Origin of the sequence: Moritella sp., assembly GCF_013215705.1 — a bacterium.
Classification (GTDB): domain Bacteria; phylum Pseudomonadota; class Gammaproteobacteria; order Enterobacterales; family Moritellaceae; genus Moritella.
Genome location: NZ_JABSQR010000041.1, coordinates 1 through 20,156, shown reverse-complemented (window position 1 = coordinate 20,156; position 20,156 = coordinate 1). Strand labels below are relative to the sequence as shown.

Sequence of the window (20,156 nt, the reverse complement as noted above, 5' to 3'; positions counted from 1 at the left end):
AATGCTTGTATTCTCAGTACAATAAAGGTCAGTTCGAAAATGTTAAGTAATTACACATAACAGTGCATTCATGCCAACTTTGATGAGTAAATACTGCGAGTTCGTATTAATCACCACGATTAGGAATACATAATGCTCGTTGAAACTTTATTGCCTTTTGTGGCGATTATTGCTGTGGCTACCTATGTACAGAGTATCGCAGGTTTTGCCTTAGGTATGATCGTAATGGGGACTGTCACAACTTTTAACCTAGTGCCTATTGCTTTTACATCCGTTGTAATTAGTAGCGTCACGCTAATGAATAGTATATTCATACTTAAAGGCTGTTTCGGGCAATTAAATAAGCGAATAGTCATGATTACCGTAACTGGCATGTTGCCAGGCATGTTTATAGGCTTAACATTACTAGAATACCTCAGCAGCTCTTTTAATGAGATATTACAAACGATACTGGGCGTTGCGATTATCGGTGCAGGGATCAGTATGATCTTAAAGTCACCACATAAAGACCGTAAACACTCTAAAGAACCCGCGTTTTTCTGTGCAGGTACTGCATCGGGTATCTTAAACGGGATGTTTAGTATGGGTGGTCCACCACTCGTCTATATTTTCTATCGCCAACCTTTTACGCTTAATCTCATTCGTTTATACCTGCTAAGTATATTTTTTGTTAGTTCAATTAGCCGACTCACTATGGTTGGGATACGCGGTGAATTAACATCGGACATGCTACTCTTTTCCGCTGTATGTATTCCTATCGTACTTGGCGTTAGCTGGCTTGCCAAACATTACCCACCACCGATCAGTTTAGATACTATGCGTAAAATAGCTTTTTGTATGTTAATGATTATCGGCTCTAGTTTATTATTTAGATAGCGAGATATGCTTTAAATACACAGATAAAAATAACATTAACTAACGCAGAAAGAGTGTAATTCATTCGTTATAAGATTTTTTATCAGCCTGTAAATGTATCATAAATGCGTACATACACATTCCACAAATACCTCCCACAATCACCCCAATGGCAGAACGAACTGCGTACTCAACAATAACCGTCGAGCCATGCACAATATTTGCCAATAAGACAAAAAAAACAATGCTTATAGAATACATAAGCACACCTTCGAGCAACTTACCCTGATATTGTTCTTGGCGATTCTTACTGACCGCAAACACATACCAAACAAACAAAGCTGCTAGGCCCAATATCCCCCCGCCGTATTGGTTCAACTTGTACATGGGTAATGAAAGTATTTCTCTATTCCAGAACTCACTATTCACAACAAACGAACCGTCAAAATGACTCGTCGCATCCCACAATACATGACTGTATGCACCGACCAACACCCCAAGCACGACTAAAAAATACGAAGACTTTCCGAATGACCATTCCCTTCTCGGCAACCGAAACAGTTCAAGAGTTGGCCCCTCGATCCATCGATACCAAACAAGTAACATTAAAAGTGACGGAAGAAGACAATAAATAAGCACCCCTAGCTCCGAATGCCCGGGCGCTTCTGTTGGACTAAGCGCGAAAAGATATGGAAAGTCGGGTGACATGCTTCCTACAACCATTGCAGCAAGCGGAACCTTTCCTCGCGCAATTACCGAGACAGGTAGTGCGACTACAGCGTGTGATAATGTGTATGGCATCGTTTTATTCACCCAACAGGTTGTTATACGGAATTACGTATAACGTGAATTCCAGTTTAATTTCATTATCATAAACAGTTTACTTAACCGTTATCGTTATTTTCGTCGACATTAACGGTTTATTATGAGGCACATGAGCATAATTCCCAAGCAGTAACTGCAAAGTATGCTTACCCGGTTTTAGTGTTAGTTGGGTTTCCGTTTGGCCACCACCAAAATGGCGTACTTTATCTGTCGCTTGTAACGGTTTAGTCAAATTTGGCAGCACCTTAGTATCAATAAGCAAGTGGTGATGCGCCGTTTTAACGCGATCTATTCCCGCGGGTGCAATGCCCATTCCACGTAAACCAAACCTAACCGTAAATGTTGATGAAACAATGTCTCCGTCGATCGGACTAATAATGTATACACTGGCGCCTGACGGGGTTGTATTTCCCGATTCCTGTTTCAATGCGAACACATTAAAACTCACCATAAACAATACCAATAATAATGATTTTCTTAACATACTTAGCGCCCCATTAATGAATGTTTTCACCATCTTGCATTAATTGTAGACCACGCCAAAAATTATAAACAATAATCTCAAATTGCAGGTAATAAAAAACCGCTGCTAAGTTACTATTCTAAGTAACCTAGTTCAGCGGTTTTTGTTTAAAGCATGTCTAAACTTAACGTATTATTTCGCGTTTTGCTCAGCTTTCTTCTTGGCTTTTTCTGCGCGGCGCTCATCAATGATGTGTTTAATTTCACCACCTATGTGTGACTCGCCACGTTGCTCAGCTAATTCCATTTGACGTTCACGTTCTGCAAAACGGCTACGCTGTGTATCAGATACTTGATCATGGCAACGGTGACAACTAAGGCCTTTCACATAATGTTCACTTTGCATTTCGTCTTGCGTTAACGGGTAACGACAAGCGAAACATTGGTCACATTCGCCTTGCTCTAAATCATGATTTACTGAAACACGTGCATCGAATACAAAGCACTCACCTTCCCACATTGTTTCTTCTTTTGGCACTTCTTCAAGATACTTAAGAATACCACCCTCTAAATGATAAACTTCGTCAAAACCTTGCTCTTTTAAATAAGCAGTTGATTTTTCACAACGAATACCACCAGTACAGTACATCGCTACTTTCTTGTGTTTTGCTTTGTCTAAGTTGTTTTTCACATACTCAGGAAATTCACGGAAAGTCGCTGTGTTCGGGTTTACAGCGTTTTGGAATGTACCAATCTCAATTTCATAATCGTTACGCGTATCAATCAGAATAACATCAGGATCAGAAATAAGTGCATTCCAATCTTGCGGTTTTACATACGTGCCAACAACTTGGTTAGGATCAATACCTTCAACACCCATAGTTACGATCTCTTTTTTCAACTTAACCTTAGTACGTAAGAACGGATTCTCATCGTTATAAGATTCTTTGAAAGAGATTTCACCCAGACTTGGGTCTTGAGATAAAAAGCTTAATACAGCATCAATACCTGCTTGTGGCCCAGCAATTGTACCGTTGATACCCTCAGCCGCTAATAACAGCGTGCCGCGAACATCTTGGCTTTCCATTTTTGCTAATAAAGGCGCGCGTAACGCTTCGAAATTTTCTAAACGTACGAATTTGTATAATGCACAAACGGTAATTTGAGCAGTATTATTGGTAGTGATTGGTGCTGACATTTGGTTATTCCCCATTGAGCTAACTGGAACGTAAATCCAGAGCTGTAGATTAAGGCGGCGATGGTAACAGAAATATGATATAGCAACCAGTGAAATTGATCCTGATCAAAAGCGCGATCCAAAACGCCCGATTAAAACATAAAAAACTATACTTTAGAGGTATCACTTTACCAAGCCACAACAACTGGCACAGTTATTGAACAATTCATAATAAGACTCGCTCATTCAAGGATGGCTTTTATGATGACAAACCCGCAATTAACTGCATTCATTAAGCGTAATACACTCGATACGTCTTATTTAGCGGATGCTGCAAAATGGTACTCCGCGCTCATATCGGCAATTAGATCGCACCAATACAGTGCATTAGCGCAGACCGTCACCAATGCAGAACACAGTCATAACAAACAAACTCCTGTTTTACTTGGTATTAATGGTTGCCAAGGTTCAGGTAAATCGACACTCGCTGATTACCTCGCTACCTATTTAACCAGCGAATATAAAATGAATGTTGCGGTTCTCTCTCTCGATGATTTTTATTATAGCCACCAGCAACGTAAAAATTTATCTGTACATGAGCATCACTTATTACAAACTCGTGGCGTGCCTGGAACGCATAATTTATCACTTGCACACGACACATTAGATAAGCTGCAATCCGCTAACAATAAATCAGCCCCCGTGGCACTGCCTCGATTTAATAAAACCACCGACAACCCTTACCCCGAATCAGAATGGCCTGTGATTTACGGCGCTGTTGATGTCATTATCTTAGAAGGTTGGTGCTTAGGCGTACAAGCCCAAACAGAGGAAGCACTATTCGAACCCGTCAACAGTCTTGAAGCGACAAAAGATAAATACGGTGTTTGGCGTCGCTATGTGAACAACCAGATAAAACACCATTATGCTGCACTTTATGAACGACTAGATATGTTAGTCATGCTTAAAGCACCGAGTTTTGATACTGTTTATCAGTGGCGATTGGCACAAGAGCTAAAATTAAAACAACAAGCACTAACGCTCAGCACCCCACTTGAACGTGTCATGACCGAATCTGAGATAAAACTGTTTACCGCTTATTTTCAACGACTCACCGAACATGGATTAACAACATTACCCACCTTATGTAACTGGGTGTTTGAACTCGATACTCACCGAAATATAGTGCATTCATACTGTCCTCAATCGATACAGCTTGATCATTACCCGACCATTTTCACCGATCTTGATGGCACCTTGCTCGATCATGATAACTACAGCTTTACACCCGCATTAACGACGCTGGCTGAATTAAAACGCGCGGCAATACCGGTTATTCCCAATACCAGCAAAACTTACGTCGAATTGGTCGAATTAAGACGTATATTAGATTTACACGGGCCCTTTATTGTTGAAAACGGTGCAGCTGTTTACATCCCAGTTAACTACTTTAGTCACCAGCCTATCGGCACAATACAACAAGATGGCTACTGGGTTAAATCTCTCGTACATTTACGCGAACATTGGTTATCACTGCTGCCAACCGTACCCGTAGAATTAACTGCATTGTTTACCAATATGAATAACATGACAGTTAACGACATAGTCAATGCGACAGGATTGGATGCAGCAAGTGCGACCCTTGCCAGTCAGAGGCAATACGGAGAGCCCGTACTCTGGCATGGCAATGCCGCGCAGAAACAACTATTTATCCAACATTTAAACAAACAAGGTGCGACAGTTTTAGAAGGCGGGCGTTTCTTACATGTCTGCGGCAATTGCAACAAAGGCAAAGCAATGGACTGGTTAATGGAGCAGTTCAAATTCTTTAATCCACAGCAAACGCCCTACTCTATCGCGCTTGGTGACGGTAATAACGATATTGCCATGTTAGAAGCTGCACAATATGCCGCCATCATTTCATCACCTGTACACATACCACCAAAATTAAAACGTAAACAGCGCTTAATCACCAGTAAAAATACGGGGCCAACAGGCTGGGCAGAAGTGTTAGCTAAGTTATTACCGCAGGTATTATCTGAGCTGTCACCTAGGCTACTTCCCAACGTAGTACCAATAATGTTACCTGAGCTTGAACAAACGACAGCTTAAATTCATGACGCATTAATTTAAGCTGTCGTTCAATAGTTAGATGCAAATATTAAGGAAGGTTTATCATGGCTGATTTTTATCAAAATGGTGTTATTACAACACTGCATAACCTAAACCAACGTCCATTAGAAGCAATGGAAGCAGAGCTCATCGAGTTTTCGAAACTGCGTCCTATGGCATTAATTCTCCCATCACTTTTCTCAGAGTTAGAAGGTGAAGCACTGCCTAACATTATTAATCATTTACAAGATGTGCCGTATTTAAACGAGATTGTGATAGGTTTGGACCGCGCCAATGAAGCACAATATAAACACGCGTTAAAATTCTTCGGTGCCCTGCCACAACATCATCGTATTTTGTGGAATGATGGCCCTCGCCTGCAAGCACTTGATGCCGAACTCGCCGAACTAGGCTTAGCACCCAAAGAATTAGGTAAAGGCCGTAACGTCTGGTATTGCATGGGTTACATTCTCGCATCAGGTAAATCTGAATCTGTGGCTCTGCATGATTGCGATATTCTAACTTATGACAGATCACTGCTCGCTCGCTTAATTTACCCCGTTGCTAACCCACAGTTTAACTATGAATTCTGTAAAGGCTTTTACGCTCGCGTTGCCGACGGTAAAATTAACGGTCGTGTTTCTCGATTATTAATCACACCATTATTACGCTCATTAAAACGCGTTGTTGGTCATAACGATTACCTTGAATACATGGACAGTTTCCGTTATCCACTCGCGGGTGAGTTTTCATTCCGCAAAGACGTACTCAACGATATTCGCATTCCAAGTGACTGGGGATTAGAGATCGGTGTATTGTCAGAAATGCACCGTAATTACTCCCATAATCGATTATGCCAAGCTGATATTGCGGATATATACGATCATAAACATCAAGACCTGTCATTGGATAATGAAAACGGCGGTTTATCAAAAATGTCGATTGATATTACCAAGGCTTTTTTCCGCAAACTCGCAACGCAGGGTCATACCTTCACCAATGAGAATTTCCGCACCATCAAAGCGACCTATTACCGTATCGCCTTGGATTTTGTTGAGACCTATTATAACGATGCGGTCATGAATGGCTTAACGCTCGATATTCATGCAGAAGAAGAAGCGGTGGAAATTTTTGCGCAGAATATTATGACCGCAGGGCAAAACTTCCTCGACAATCCAATGGAAAAACCGTTCATGCCCAGTTGGAACCGCGTTATCTCAGCCATGCCTGACGTTTTAGAACGCCTCAAGGAAGCCGTTGAATTAGATAGAGCAGAGTTTATATCTCAGTAGTGAAGAGTTGAACGCTCAATTATAGCCGTATCAACACTATAAAATGGATGGTGACGATGTTAAATCCAAACAACTTACAACTACAGTTACAACAGCGAGTAGCACAGCAGCTCTGCACAATTTATGCGGATATTAAGTTATCCGTATCAATCGAAGCGCTGGCCGCTAAATTGATCAGCACCATGCGGCTAACCGATCAGTTGCATACGCCAACACCACAAATAAATCATTGGTCTGAAAAAGATACCATCTTAATAACCTACGGTGACAGTATCCTCAATCCAGATGAAAAGCCGCTGCAGACTTTACATCGTTTTCTACAAGGTTATTGTACCAATACCATTAACAGTGTGCATATTTTGCCATTTTTTCCGTATAGCAGTGATGATGGATTTTCGGTTATTGACTACGCCAGCGTTAACGAGGCCTTAGGTGATTGGGATGATATAAAGCAGATAGCGCAAAGTTATCACCTTATGTCAGACTTAGTGATCAACCATTGCTCTAGCCGCAGTAAATGGTTTGACAACTTCATCCGTGATGAAGGTACTGGTTATGATTATTTTTATACCGCAGCAACTTATTCACTGTCAAACGCAGCGGTCTCAACGAATACCGATAAAAGTGATAACAGTTACGATATAGACGCCGTCGTTAGACCGCGCACGTCTCCCTTGTTTAGATGTACACAAACCGCCTCCGGCGAACAGCAAGTATGGTGTACCTTTAGCCATGACCAAGTCGATCTTGATTTTAGCAATCCCAAGGTACTCATCAATTTCGTGTCTATTATCCGCCAATACTTAGACAATGGCGTGAAGCTGTTCCGCCTCGATGCTATCGCCTTCTTGTGGAAGAAAGCCGGCACACCTTGCATTAACTTGCCTGAAACCCACGAAATGGTGCGTTTACTCAGAACCCTAATCGAACATGCACGCCCAGACGCCGTGATCATTACCGAAACCAATATTCCCAACAAAGAGAACCTGACCTATTTTGGTAATGGCAACGAAGCACACTGCATCTACAACTTCGCCCTACCACCATTATTAGTCAATACCTTGATAACCGGTAATTGCCAATACTTAAAACAATGGATGATGAGTATGCCACCAGCACAAAATGGCACGGCTTATTTTAACTTTATCGCGTCGCACGATGGTATTGGCTTACGACCTGCTGAAGGGTTACTGTCTGAGCAAGAGATAAATCAGTTAGTCACGACGATGCAAGCGTTTGGTGGTGAAATATCCTGGCGAACAGTGAGCACAGATACCAAAAATAACGCGAGTTCGCAAACCAAAATAGAGCGTAAACCTTACGAGTTAAACATTAGCTTATATGATGCATTACAAGGAACAACAGCAGGTAGAGATGAATGGGGACATTTACGTTTCATCTGTGCCCACACGATCATGTTCGCACTCGAAGGTATCCCCGGCATCTACATTCATAGTTTACTGGGCACCGGTAATGATTATAAAAAACGTCAACACACCAGTCATAATCGCGCCATTAACCGACATCGCTGGCAGCTTAATTTGCTCACCGCACAGCTTAATGATCCCGAAAGCCAACACGCACGGTCATTGCATGATATCAATTACCTGATCACATTACGCACTGCGCAGCCGGCGTTTCACCCAAATGCCACTCAATTCACTTTACAGTTAGGCGAACAACTCTTTGGATTTTGGCGACAAAGCATCGACCGTAGCCAAAGCATATTCTGCATCACTAATATATCTAATACACAACTGACATTAGCGCTAGTCAGCGTGAACTTGATCAGCAGCGATTTTTGGTATGACTTAATTACCGGTGATACCATCGACGATATTAGCCAAATATTAACACTCTCCCCCTACCAAACATTGTGGTTGAGTAACCGTTAAACGCAAAGCAAAGTTATATTAACTATACTCTGTTGTAACATTCCTGAACTTAATCAACAGGGGGGTAGTGTAATGAGAGTTACATCCTATATTTTAGGTTCAATATTACTTTGCAGTAGTTTTACCGCTACAGCATATAATGACAGTAAATCCCAAAAGTTACTCAAAGATGCCTTGAGTGCTGCGCCTATCGCCTTGCGAAGTAAAGTAACCGTACTGGATTGGGATCACAAGGTATTAAAACAAGGCTCGAATAACTACGCCTGTTTTCCTACGCCGCCTCACCTAAAAGGTAAAGCCCCGATGTGTTTAGACGGTCCTTGGCTGGCATGGGCTGACGCATGGATGAACAAAAAACCATTCCAAGCTAAAGCCATGGGTATCTCGTATATGCTTGCTGGTGACGAAGGGGCAAGTAATATCGACCCTTACGCCAAAGAAAAAACAAGTGATAATCAGTGGATCAAAGAAGGCCCGCATTTAATGATAATAACCCCAGATAAAACCCTACTCGATTCACTACCGACAGACCCGCGTAATGGTGGTCCCTACGTGATGTGGAAAGGGTCGCCCTATGTTCATATCATCATCCCTGTTACGACACAAAAATAAAACAAACTGCATACTCGGATTATCTTCGGCTAACAATATTGCAATACATGAAGTTAAACCTTTATTTTATTTTTTAAATTTCGAATGGCGATGGTAGTATTAGTGTCACATTTCGTTTCTATAATCACATCTATTATCTCGCCACCATTTAGTGTCAATATGTTAACAACAAAAAGATTGATTGCTCATCGTGGGATGTCATCCCTCGCGCCAGAAAATACATTAGCCGCATTCTCTTTATGTAAAGCTCATAATATTCAGTGGTTTGAGTGTGACGTTGATATTTTAAGAGACGGTACGATCATTGTTTCCCATGACGATACCTTAGATCGTTGTACCGACAAGAGTGGTCAGTTATATAACATCAGCTGCGACGATATCGCTAATATCGATGCAGGCAGCTGGTTTGCAGACCAATTCATTGGTGAAAAACTACCCACTCTTGAAGAGTTAATTGCCTTAGCAAATACGCTTGAGCTAAACATGAATATCGAAATAAAATCATGTGCAGCCAGCCCAGAGTTAAGTTATACCCTTATTGATAACTTAATCGTTGGGCTGAAAAACCTAGACCCTGAGCGTGAATTAATCGTCTCAAGTTTCAACCACCTTGCACTAACCGAATTCAAACGTCGTAGCCCTGAAACTCAAGTTGCTTGTTTATTTGAAAGCCACAACTTGTGGGATAATTGGAACTCAATTCTAGATTGGTGTAACGCTGATTACATCCACCCACAAGACAAAGGTTTAACACAAGAAATGGTTCATAAATTTAAAGCTGCCGGTTTTAAAGTTAACGTGTGGACAGTCAACGATCATGCGCGTGCTAATCAGTTATTCAACTGGGGCGTTGACGGTATTTGTACCGATATCGCACATGAATTCACAATACAAAGTATTAGCTAACCAATAATAAGCTTATTAAGCATCGACAACACACCGGTGGATGTATCTAAAGTTACGCTTTATTCCGTGAATAAAGATCTGACGTCCTGTGCTGACAATGCTTTATGATAAATTTTGACACTATCATATGCTTGTTCCAATGCGGATACACAAACTTTAGGGTCATCCGAGGTCGCACCATCTTCACAGGTAACGCTCGTATGCCCACCCACTTTAAATGGTGAACCGCCACCGTAACCAGACGTATTCATTGCCGCAATGATCGGACTATCCCCAGCAGGTAAATTACCTTGTAGATCAAACGGTGCACCATCAATATAACCAAGTAATTGCTGATTTTCTCGATCGATGACAACGGCCACATGGTGCCAACTGCCGTCAACAATTGCAGCAGGTTGAGTGATCGTTACATTATTCGGATACATAAATCGGTCGCGGAAGTTAACTTGAATTTCTAAATCATGTCCACTAGCGCGGATCTCCCAACCACCATAATTCATATTATTTGGGGTTTTAGACGATTTACCAATAAGCAGTTTATCACCGTCGGTTACCGTATATTTAAACCACATTGCTGCAGTAAAACTTTTATGACCCGGATCTAATTTATGTGGTAATAAGCTGTCACCTAAAGGATCATCAGCCACCAGCTTTGACGCTAACAGTGGAATAGTAATACCTTGGTCTGCTATCCCTGTAGTTTGCATTTCCGTCAATGTAACACCTGCTGTTTCGGCCTGTAAATCGTGACTAAAACCAGACAAGTCCGTCACTTTATTATCGATTAAGTTATCCATATCCCAATTGGCGGCTAATTCAGGCGTTAACACTTGGATCATCACAGGGCCACGGGTTTGATATTCACCATCAGTGACAACATAACTAAATTGATCTACCCCAACAAAATCGGCTGGTGGCGTATAACGTAATGAATCTCCATCAACAGCAATCGCACCACCCGCTAATGTTGTCGAGTCAAAACGAGCAATTGTTAATACATCGCCATTCGCATCATAATCATTTGCGAGTGGATCGACTAAGCCAGATTCATTTTTATACACAGTTAAATAATCTTTAAAAGTGGCAGGTAACATTGGGTCGGTTAATGCCTTCGCGGCTTTAAAGCGAGAGCCTTTTTGAATCCGACGCGTCGTATTCCATGCTTGCATATTACCCATATGCGTTTTTGGCTCTTGGATTTGATTATTATTATCGGTTTGTTCACCATGGCCTAACCCTAAGTTATGCCCAATTTCATGAGTGAAGCCCCAGCTCATGGTATAACCTGCGGTACAGCCAACCCAATAACCACCACCCCAACACTGCCCGCCATTCACCGGATCTTGAAAATCAATCCTGAAGTTAGTAGCATCTGGCGCACTCGGACGAGTTTGCGTAGCCTTACCGATATCTCCTTTTAATTCGATAACTGCTTTACCAATATCCCAACGTAAGCCTGTTTTTTGTGCCCACATATAGTCAAGTTCATTAATATGCCCTTCCATTTGCGCAATACCATTAACAATGTTATTTCCTGCTGCTTTATCAAATTGATTTTCTTCAAATTTAAAAGCCACACGCGCTAAACTATTATGGAAGTCATGTCCAGGTTGCGGTTGATATAAACGGCCATTCTCAATAGAAGGCAACTCAAAATCAAGAATTAACTCTTGAGTATTGGTTTCATCATTACCTAACGCCGTTATAGTTATAAATTCACTGACATCAACATTTTTCTGCCAAGCCAGCATATCTCCCCCCCAAGCAGAAAGGTGAATAATACCTAACGCATCAACCACACCAGTAATAGTGACAGTCGGGTTATTCGTTACAATGCCACGGTAAGTTCGAATCTCTGGCATTGGTGACACAGATTCATATTCTTTGACTCGACGAGAATCAAATGTGAGTAATTGAAAATTGGGAGAACGTACCGAATGTTTGGTTAACGCTAATGAGTAGTCAACGTCATTAATGCTAACATCGATATCAATATTTTTCGGTAATGACTCACCAGCAGTTTTGTTGGGATCAATAACAACCGTATTCACAGTAATCGTATGCTGACTCCAGATACTGCCCGTAGGCCCAGCAGTCACAGTCCGAATATAATACGTTTTACCGGGATCTATTGGTGACAATGTAATGCTATGCTCCCCAGCTAACAAATCATTTAACTTAACGCGATACTGCCAGCCTTCAGTATTACTACCAGCATCCATTTCACCATAATAGACCCAAACTGGATAACCCTCAGCGCTTTCATCTACACTAATATCAAGCTTAAGCTGATTGCCTTGACTATCAAAACCGGTTTGTATTGCAGTTTCTACTTGTGCCGCAGCAGGATGAAAACGACTGTACGGTATCAGGTACTCTCCCGTCATCAAGGTACGATTGGGAATACCAGCCCCCTGCCATGCAACAGACATGTGATCACCACCACCGCCTTCTTTATGAAGCACTTCGATATAATAATACTGACCAGCATTTAAATTAATATTCGTTTTAACCTGGCTACTATCACGCCAGTTATCTTCACGAGTATAACCCGTAATATGTGCGACTAACTCAGCTTTATCACGCGTCATATCAGGGCTAATACGTAATTCACTATTATCATCAGAAGCGATCCAAAAACTGTACTCCCCACTCACTGGTACAGTGAAATAACCATAAACTCGTTGGCCATAAGAAAACCCCATATTGGTGAGTGATTTAAAGTCTGTTAATGTACTTTGTTGATTAATCGAGGCTAAAGTATTAATAACAGCAACACTCGAACCGGATATTCCAGTCCATATTTCCTGTGACACACCTTGATAAACTAATACATCACGGGGTAAAACATTCACTTTCACTAGCGTAGCACTTGTTTTATTAGCTTTAGTTATTGTAATTTCAAGATTAAACGAACGGGATTCGCCCTCAAGTATATGACGTTTCAAGCTAAGCTGGCCTTTCTCATTGATTGCAAACAAGTCAGCATCGTCACCAGATATTATCTTAAATACCAGCTCCTGCGGCTCATTAAAACTCAATATTGCAAACGAAGTACCGATAGAGTGATTAGCAGGAACCGCAAATTCATAATACGGATATTCGAATACAGGAGTACCAGCAACCAAGGCGTTAGTCTGAATCGATCGCACACTTGATAAACCACTACGGTTACCAACAATATCAATGGCTTCAAATGTAATATCGTAATTCGTAACAGGTAATAATTGCTTTAGTTTATAATTCGTATCATAAGTTTGTGCTACATATTCTCCACCTTGATAAATTCGGTAAAGTATTTGTTGTTTATCTTCATCGGTTGAAGCATCCCAACTCAAACCTATAAAATCAGTCCCCTTTTCATTAACCCTAATATTAGTCACCATCGAAGGCGCTATAAAATCATCAATCACGATCATCAAAGAATCACTTTCCAGCGACTTGTTACCGGCTTTATCCTGTGCGCGAATAGTGAAGTCATAACGAGTGGCACTTTCTAATCCCGTTAACTCAATCGATAACTCGTCCTTACCTGTTGTTGCGAACAACGTATTATTTGCATAAATTAAATAACGCTCTACATCAACATTATCGGTTGTCGCATTCCATTGTAAAATCACCGTATCTTCGGCCGTTTTTAGCCAATTAAAGTTAAAAATAGACGCTGGTTTTATCATATCAATAGGTAAACGTAGATATTCATTAGTGATAACCCCTTGTGAAATGCCAGGACCTTCCCAAGCGACAGCTAACAAGTCAGAGTAATACTTCTCTGCCATTAACGCCCTTACAGCATATGCTTGACCTGCTTCAAGGTATATTATTTCAGAAGCTTGGCTATCATAACGCACAGGATCCCATTCATGTTTTAATGTAGAATGGTCGGTATAAGCAATTCTGGTTAGTCCCTTAGTACTGCCACTATCACTTAATAACAACTCAGATTGTTCATTTGATGCAATCCAGAATTTATATTCACCTGTGACAGGCGGCACGATATAGCCTTCCATTATTTGGCCGTATCTATTTGCAAAATTACTTGGTGATTCGAAGTTAGTTTCAATATTGATAGATGTCGGATTATCTGGAAATGTAGGTAATGCTTTAAGCTCAGAAAGTAAACCTCGAACGCGATTATCTCGATAGTACTTACGCAGCAACCCTTGATTCTCTGGTTTTTCCGCATACGGTATGAATCCAACCTCAAGTTTCACTGTTGCCGTACTTAAGCCATCACTAACATCTACAAAAATATCCATGACTTGTAATGACAACGCATCAATCGATGACGTCACAGTTAATATACCTTGCTCATCAATAGCAAAATAATTCAATGCCTGTTCATTAGAAACTCGATAATGTAATGAATCACCATTGGCATCGGCTGCATCTATTTGAGTCACAACATAACCAACCACAGCGGTATCGTTTAGCAAAATAATATCAGTAATCGGTGAAATGACAGGGCTGTCATTCTCAATTGTTAAAGCGGTTATAGCATGCGATTCAGACTCTCGCCCCTCACGATCAAGCGCTAATACTTCATAGACATAACGCTGATTTTCTTGTAAATAATTATCAGTGAAGCGATATAAACCACGACTAACCGTCGCGATCTTATTATTATCTCGACGAATAATATAGCCTGCCGCGTCATGACTATCATCCCAGCCTAGCGTCAAGCTCTTTTTGCTAGTAGCAATTAATCGCACATTTTCAACGGCCACAACCTCTTTTTCCGGTTGCTCAAGCACAGAGCTTGGTACATGAATACTTTGTTCCGGTCCGGAATTTTCGTTACACCCTGTAACCGATAAGATTAATACAATCCAGAACATATACTTCATTATGCTTTCCTAAGTTTATCTAATAAACCCCATCTTTTTTGATGGTGCAATATAAAATCACAGCCACATATGATAATTCACATATGGCAGTGCGTATATGAAAATACATATACGAAAGCACATTTAAAAGCACGGCGAGTAAAAACTACAATCAATATCAATAAATGGCCACAATATTGTTTATAATTCATTCAAAAGGTGACGCAGTATATTAAGATGAAAAAACCCCAGTAATTACTGAGGTTAGGAAGGATTATGATTAACAGATATATCTATGTCATTACATTGTTTTAGCGAATGTACGGGTGATAACGTCTTGTTGCTGTTCTGATGTTAATGAGTTAAAACGCACAGCGTAACCCGATACACGAATTACGGTTGGAATTTTTTTTAGACTGAAACAGTTGGCAACTTTTTTAGACTGAAATAAGACTCCAGTTTAAGCTTAGAATAGAGGTTAGTTTGGCCCTACTAATTCTACAAAACAAAAAAAGTCCAACCTCTTATATTTGATAGAGAGAGATACCTGACTAACTAGTTTATAGTTGAGCGAAAGAGGAGTGCTTGATTAACTAGTTTAACTTTACGGAGATTTACAGGAATGAGTAATTGTAAACCCAGTCATATGATTCTTGATTTAAATGCCCTCTCTGAAAATGAAGTGAGAAGCCAGTTCAGAAAATTCAATGTGGAGCTACCTCTTCATTTCGACTTCAAGCAACATTCATCAATTAAGATCTGTACACAAACTAGAATAGTATTAAAAGTGGTTAAGTTGTACTAATGCAAATCTCATTGAAATCTAGTGCGCTAGCTGATCAACAAACTGACCTTTCTGGATCATTAACACGGTTTACATAAATCTAATATTTAAAGAGTAGGATGTTGGCAACTCCAAGCAGATAAACTTGGACTTATGGTGGCATTCATCGCTTAGGGTTAGGGTTATCACAAGGGTCAGAGTTATTGCTCTAAGCCATAGCTGGACAGGAATGGCTTAGAGCTTATGCTTCAATAAGGACGTTTCGCATTACTGAAAGTAAAGCGAAGTTGAGATTAACGCCACGTTAAGCGGACTAAAATAGACGAAGTGTACACTGGTGAGTATTTCTAAAAAGGAATATCACCAGAAACTATATACGCATTAACTTTCACTCCATTAATGCTATCGATTATCAACTTGAAAAATGACTCAATCTTATAGACTTTGCCGTAAAGGAATTTATCAAGCACATGACTATTAAAGCGTTCAACACCATTAAATTCTTGTAATTTTTTTGACCCATTAATTTTTAGCGAATGCTTCAAATCATTTGACACTAATCGAAGGTTATTTATATCTGCATACCCATCAATTTTTTTTATATTTACCTTATTGATCTTAAAACAATTTACAATTTTATATAGACTCGATAAATCCTCTGTTTTTTCATTAAATTTTGAGGATAAAATAGTTTTTAGTTTAATTTCAACTTCTTTATATAAGTAAAGTAATTTCATTTCTAATAATGAAATTAAGTGTTGTTCTTTCTGAAAATTAAAAAATTCAAATTGTGCCTGTGCAGCCATTTCTTCATGACGTAACTCAGCCTCAACTCTTAGATCATAGTTATGGTAATCATAAAACTCACCCATTTCACGCTCTGACTTTTGAGCAGCATTTACATAGTCAGTTAACTCCTTGGTTGATCGATTCTTGTAATCAAGATTCTCTAGATGTTGCTTTTCGTGATACTCACTGAGAATTTCGAAGAAAGAGCTTACATTACTAAACGAAGTTATAATCCTATCTAGTTGGTTCAACGACTTCCCCTATTAACTGAACGCTAACGAAATGATTAGCACCTAAAGCCCACATTAAGCGGACTAAAATTGTTGGCTATAATGTGTAGCGAAGCGACACTGAGCCAACTGTTTAGTTCCATTTAAATTATATGTTAGCTTTTAGTCGTACTGTCCAACCATAAATTTATCTGACTAATATAAGTCTCAAGCTTTTTATTTTGAGATTTGAAAGAATCAAGTGTAGAAGCCCAATATTCCAAATCAGATTGATCGTATGATTGTGGGTATATATTTTTATAGTCAAAAATAATAAAGTCCAATTCGTTCATAAAATACACATCATTAAACACGATAATTTCAACGATATTGATATAAAAATCATTTAGGTCAAAGACGTCATTGAAAACAATACTAAGCATATGAGGTACTTTTTGTCTCTCTACGTCTATGTTCTTTATACCAAGATGACGTCTCATAGCTTCGATGTGGTATTTATTACCGACCTCAACTTGACTATAGAGTGCATTAAAATATGGTGAGTTCTGTACTAGAGGGGTAACAAACTCTTCAAACCACCCGACTATTTTCATACGTTCATTAGTATCATTTGGTAGCCTTTTGTAAGTGATGACCTCATCTCCTTCAAAATGTAGTCATCTTCACTAAAAGCTTCTTTTCGGAAATTTGTAAAATTTCTGATAAATGAGGGTAAAAGTAATTTAGGGGCTACAGTTTCAACTACTAGATTACAGCAGAGTTCGAGATCCTTTCTTTTGATTCTAGTTAACTTTAAAGACTCATGAATATCTGCTTTAATCAAGGAAATACGCTCAGCTTCTTCCTTCGTTAAGCTCGAATTTGAAAGCTGTACATCTAAGTCCACCTTTAGTAACTGTTTAAAAAGTGTTTTGATTACTGAAATATATTCTTCTAAATGAACACGTTGAACCGTTAAACCATTTCCTTGATGATAGAGTTTGTTTCTAATCCCATGAAAAAACTCTACTCTAGCAAGATCTTTAGCGCTAATGCCTTGTCTGCTGTTCTTTACTCCTTCGATTACATCGTGGAAACCTTTGCGAATGATGCTGTACCTTTCATCCTCAGAGGTTATCGAACCCGTAATCTTTTTGGGTAACCCTAAATAGGTTTTAAGCAACATTTCAGTACCAACATCTAACAGGAGAAAGGCTATCAAATTATCTTCTTCATTTTGCTTATTTGTGTGTTGGATAGCTTCACTTACGATTTTAACAGGAGCTTTTTGCCAAGCTTCTAAATTTTTTTTATTCATTTACCATTTCCAACTCAAATTCAATAAAAGATCATGCCCTGTTATATTTTGTTCTATAGCATTTTTGACTTCATAAGGTTGCGACAAATCCCTTTGAGTTCTATAGATGCCTTATCAATATGCACTCTAGACTCTTTAACCACTTGCTCTCCGCTAACCTCTTTTCTAGCAAACTTTCCACTTGTTGCCGCCGAAAAGGCAGGCATCTTTGATATACAATAGTCTTTAGGCTCGAATTTTACTTCTGGGAAATACAAACCACATAACATTTCAATTTTAGCTATTGAAGACTCTCTTTTATCATAAGTAGCCTCATTGTAGCGATGATAGCCAGTTTCACTCTCTCTGTAGGTGCTTTTTTGAATATCGGTAATGAGATCGTCACAAGTCTCCAAATATTCAATAACCGCTAAATAGAGTTCTTCTATTTTTTCTACATATACTTTTTTTCGTTCCCTGATATTCGTCAATTTTTGATTTAATAATAGAACGGAGATCGCAACACATGACGATACAAATATCGAAATAAATTGTGATTTCCCTGTCGGGGTACTAAATGCATCTAACAACCATTCAAACAAAACTAAAACTCCGATAAAAATATAACGCCTCGTTATGCAGTTCGGTCTACACCCTTTGCAGCATTAATTCGTTCTACTAAAGCTTCAATCGAAGCTTTCTGTTCAGGATATAACTCAACCAAAATATGTTCAAAAATGTTGTACCCATCATTCACATCTGATCTTCGAATATGATAACCAGAGTGAGTACCATCATTGCCTAGCCACCTAATGGCATTTGCTGGTTCAATTATTTTTCGATAGCCCTCAGGCAATGAACTAATTCGTCTGGCTAAAGATAAAAAATTACCATTTTCGTCTACTGATGATACATCCATTTCACCAAGTAAAACCTCAAGAGCAGCGCGTAAAGTACTAAGACTTGTACTAGGTGAAGAAAAATATGTAGAAAATGAAATATCTAACGCTTTTATAACTCCACTTGGGGTTCCATTTGGAGGAGTAAATAAACGTAATGGTGGTTCAAAAAATTTCACTTCGAAATTGTCAAACCAGCCCCAATCACCAGAACCATCATGTAAATACTCTTGTGATACATCCCCTGTTCCAATACACATAACTCTGCAATCACATGAAGAGATAGTGCATTTCAAATTCATACTGAAAACATACCCGATGTCGTCAGGCGAAAAAGCTGGATGGTTAGGATCAATTGGTACTTTGTATTGCTTATGAAAGCCTTCAGCAGAACACGATAGTGAATTAGCACTACACATGGGACAAGGCCAATTTGGTATATCTTCACTTCGAAAGTGCGTATGAAACAATTTATCATCCATAGTGTAAAACTCCATTATCGGCATAAATTTGTATAGTCGGACGTCTCGAATTCCCAAATCCATTTACCATTACAAAAATAGGTTAACACATTGAAAAATAAGGTTGTATCGGAAGTTGTTTTATTGCCTACTTCAGACAAATCGAGCCGTCTTGTAAATTATTTTTTAGTCTTTCAAGTTATAAAAAGACTATCTATGCAATTGATTGTATTGATATTAAATATCACAGGCAAGATAAACCTGATTATTTTTTGGAAATTCGAGGCTGCTTGCCAAAATGCTAATGATATTGTATTAAACTATCCTTGTTTAATAGTTTTTATTAAACATAAATATGGTCAATTTAGTTACTTAATTTACATGATAAAATGTATGGCAAACCGATATGAATACATTGCGAGTGATTAACGGATCTAACTCGAAAAGGGGCCGTTTCGGCTTAGAGCGATCATCCTAAGCCATTGATGGACATTAATGGCTTAGAGTATAAGCTTTATAGGGAGTGTTTCGCATTACAGAAAGTATTGCTAAATTCAGATTAACGCCGCCTTAAGGCGTGAACAACGCTTAACCAACTAACCTAAACCATTGTACCGTAGATACAAAGCTCAACCTTGAACTGGAAATGCCAAGTGTTGAGAATCGCTCTTAAACGCTTTGTTGAACGAAGCCGCTGCGCGGCAGAGTCTTTGCCCTACCAGTCATACTAACCAATAGCATCACCATTATGGTTG

General features: G+C 39.5%; 15 protein-coding genes. 6 read left to right on the top strand and 9 right to left on the bottom strand.

Features of this window, described 5'->3' with window-relative positions:
- Positions 1–132 precede the first annotated feature (132 nt).
- On the top strand, positions 133–876 hold the full coding sequence (locus HRT96_RS20585; protein WP_293160342.1) for a sulfite exporter TauE/SafE family protein: 744 nt from the start codon (positions 133–135) through the stop codon (positions 874–876).
- A 60-nt stretch (positions 877–936) separates the two neighbouring features.
- Here the strand turns inward: HRT96_RS20585 and HRT96_RS20580 are convergent, their stop codons facing one another.
- From HRT96_RS20580 to HRT96_RS20570, 3 genes are all read right to left on the bottom strand, one after another.
- Positions 937–1,656 carry a DUF4184 family protein gene (locus HRT96_RS20580; protein WP_293160340.1) on the bottom strand — a complete coding sequence of 240 codons (720 nt, stop codon included), beginning with the start codon at positions 1,654–1,656 and terminating at the stop codon, positions 937–939.
- Positions 1,657–1,735: 79 nt separating this feature from the next.
- Positions 1,736–2,164, bottom strand: coding sequence for a DUF4399 domain-containing protein (locus tag HRT96_RS20575; protein WP_293160338.1), 429 nt, complete (start codon positions 2,162–2,164; stop codon positions 1,736–1,738).
- Positions 2,165–2,335: 171 nt separating this feature from the next.
- Positions 2,336–3,340 (bottom strand): rhodanese-related sulfurtransferase, encoded by a 1,005-nt coding sequence (locus tag HRT96_RS20570; protein WP_293160336.1) that lies wholly within the window; start codon positions 3,338–3,340, stop codon positions 2,336–2,338.
- Between the two features lie 240 nt (positions 3,341–3,580).
- On the opposite strand from HRT96_RS20570, the gene HRT96_RS20565 reads away from it, so the two are divergent.
- The 5 genes from HRT96_RS20565 to HRT96_RS20545 all read left to right on the top strand — a co-directional run bounded on the left by HRT96_RS20565 (position 3,581) and on the right by HRT96_RS20545 (position 10,136).
- Positions 3,581–5,431 (top strand): HAD-IIB family hydrolase, encoded by a 1,851-nt coding sequence (locus HRT96_RS20565; protein ID WP_293160334.1) that lies wholly within the window; start codon positions 3,581–3,583, stop codon positions 5,429–5,431.
- A 65-nt stretch (positions 5,432–5,496) separates the two neighbouring features.
- Complete coding sequence (locus tag HRT96_RS20560) at positions 5,497–6,723, top strand: glycosyl transferase (RefSeq protein WP_293160332.1); 1,227 nt, start codon at positions 5,497–5,499, stop codon at positions 6,721–6,723.
- Positions 6,724–6,779: 56 nt separating this feature from the next.
- The gene (locus tag HRT96_RS20555) at positions 6,780–8,618 is read left to right on the top strand and encodes a sugar phosphorylase (RefSeq protein ID WP_293160330.1); all 1,839 of its coding nucleotides are present in this window, start codon (positions 6,780–6,782) and stop codon (positions 8,616–8,618) included.
- Between the two features lie 72 nt (positions 8,619–8,690).
- Positions 8,691–9,230 carry a hypothetical protein gene (locus tag HRT96_RS20550; protein WP_293160328.1) on the top strand — a complete coding sequence of 180 codons (540 nt, stop codon included), beginning with the start codon at positions 8,691–8,693 and terminating at the stop codon, positions 9,228–9,230.
- Between the two features lie 159 nt (positions 9,231–9,389).
- Complete coding sequence (locus HRT96_RS20545) at positions 9,390–10,136, top strand: glycerophosphoryl diester phosphodiesterase (RefSeq protein WP_293160326.1); 747 nt, start codon at positions 9,390–9,392, stop codon at positions 10,134–10,136.
- Between the two features lie 59 nt (positions 10,137–10,195).
- Here HRT96_RS20545 and HRT96_RS20540 read toward each other — a convergent pair whose 3' ends face one another.
- From HRT96_RS20540 to HRT96_RS20515, 6 genes are all read right to left on the bottom strand, one after another.
- Positions 10,196–14,983, bottom strand: a complete 4,788-nt coding sequence (locus HRT96_RS20540; protein ID WP_293160324.1) for a PA14 domain-containing protein — start codon at positions 14,981–14,983, stop codon at positions 10,196–10,198.
- A gap of 1,110 nt (positions 14,984–16,093) precedes the next feature.
- On the bottom strand, positions 16,094–16,786 hold the full coding sequence (locus HRT96_RS20535; protein WP_293160322.1) for a hypothetical protein: 693 nt from the start codon (positions 16,784–16,786) through the stop codon (positions 16,094–16,096).
- Positions 16,787–16,920: 134 nt separating this feature from the next.
- On the bottom strand, positions 16,921–17,358 hold the full coding sequence (locus HRT96_RS20530) for a hypothetical protein (RefSeq protein WP_293160320.1): 438 nt from the start codon (positions 17,356–17,358) through the stop codon (positions 16,921–16,923).
- Positions 17,355–18,062, bottom strand: a complete 708-nt coding sequence (locus HRT96_RS20525; protein WP_293160318.1) for a hypothetical protein — start codon at positions 18,060–18,062, stop codon at positions 17,355–17,357. The genes HRT96_RS20530 and HRT96_RS20525 overlap by 4 nt, the downstream gene beginning before the upstream one ends.
- 53 nt (positions 18,063–18,115) lie before the next feature.
- Positions 18,116–18,643 carry a hypothetical protein gene (locus tag HRT96_RS20520; RefSeq protein WP_293160316.1) on the bottom strand — a complete coding sequence of 176 codons (528 nt, stop codon included), beginning with the start codon at positions 18,641–18,643 and terminating at the stop codon, positions 18,116–18,118.
- A gap of 32 nt (positions 18,644–18,675) precedes the next feature.
- Positions 18,676–19,422, bottom strand: coding sequence for a DUF4145 domain-containing protein (locus HRT96_RS20515; protein ID WP_293160314.1), 747 nt, complete (start codon positions 19,420–19,422; stop codon positions 18,676–18,678).
- Positions 19,423–20,156 lie beyond the last annotated feature (734 nt).

Excerpts from the sequence above, each read along its gene's own strand:
- HRT96_RS20525 (WP_293160318.1), bottom strand. The coding sequence starts at position 18,062 with ATGAATAAAAAAAATTTAGAAGCTTGGCAAAAAGCTCCTGTTAAAATC.
- HRT96_RS20575 (WP_293160338.1), bottom strand. The coding sequence starts at position 2,164 with ATGTTAAGAAAATCATTATTATTGGTATTGTTTATGGTGAGTTTTAAT.
- HRT96_RS20560 (WP_293160332.1), top strand. The coding sequence starts at position 5,497 with ATGGCTGATTTTTATCAAAATGGTGTTATTACAACACTGCATAACCTA.
- HRT96_RS20515 (WP_293160314.1), bottom strand. The coding sequence starts at position 19,422 with ATGGATGATAAATTGTTTCATACGCACTTTCGAAGTGAAGATATACCA.
- HRT96_RS20530 (WP_293160320.1), bottom strand. The coding sequence starts at position 17,358 with ATGAAAATAGTCGGGTGGTTTGAAGAGTTTGTTACCCCTCTAGTACAG.
- HRT96_RS20570 (WP_293160336.1), bottom strand. The coding sequence starts at position 3,340 with ATGTCAGCACCAATCACTACCAATAATACTGCTCAAATTACCGTTTGT.
- HRT96_RS20550 (WP_293160328.1), top strand. The coding sequence starts at position 8,691 with ATGAGAGTTACATCCTATATTTTAGGTTCAATATTACTTTGCAGTAGT.
- HRT96_RS20555 (WP_293160330.1), top strand. The coding sequence starts at position 6,780 with ATGTTAAATCCAAACAACTTACAACTACAGTTACAACAGCGAGTAGCA.
- HRT96_RS20545 (WP_293160326.1), top strand. The coding sequence starts at position 9,390 with ATGTTAACAACAAAAAGATTGATTGCTCATCGTGGGATGTCATCCCTC.
- HRT96_RS20540 (WP_293160324.1), bottom strand. The coding sequence starts at position 14,983 with ATGAAGTATATGTTCTGGATTGTATTAATCTTATCGGTTACAGGGTGT.
- HRT96_RS20565 (WP_293160334.1), top strand. The coding sequence starts at position 3,581 with ATGATGACAAACCCGCAATTAACTGCATTCATTAAGCGTAATACACTC.
- HRT96_RS20585 (WP_293160342.1), top strand. The coding sequence starts at position 133 with ATGCTCGTTGAAACTTTATTGCCTTTTGTGGCGATTATTGCTGTGGCT.
- HRT96_RS20580 (WP_293160340.1), bottom strand. The coding sequence starts at position 1,656 with ATGCCATACACATTATCACACGCTGTAGTCGCACTACCTGTCTCGGTA.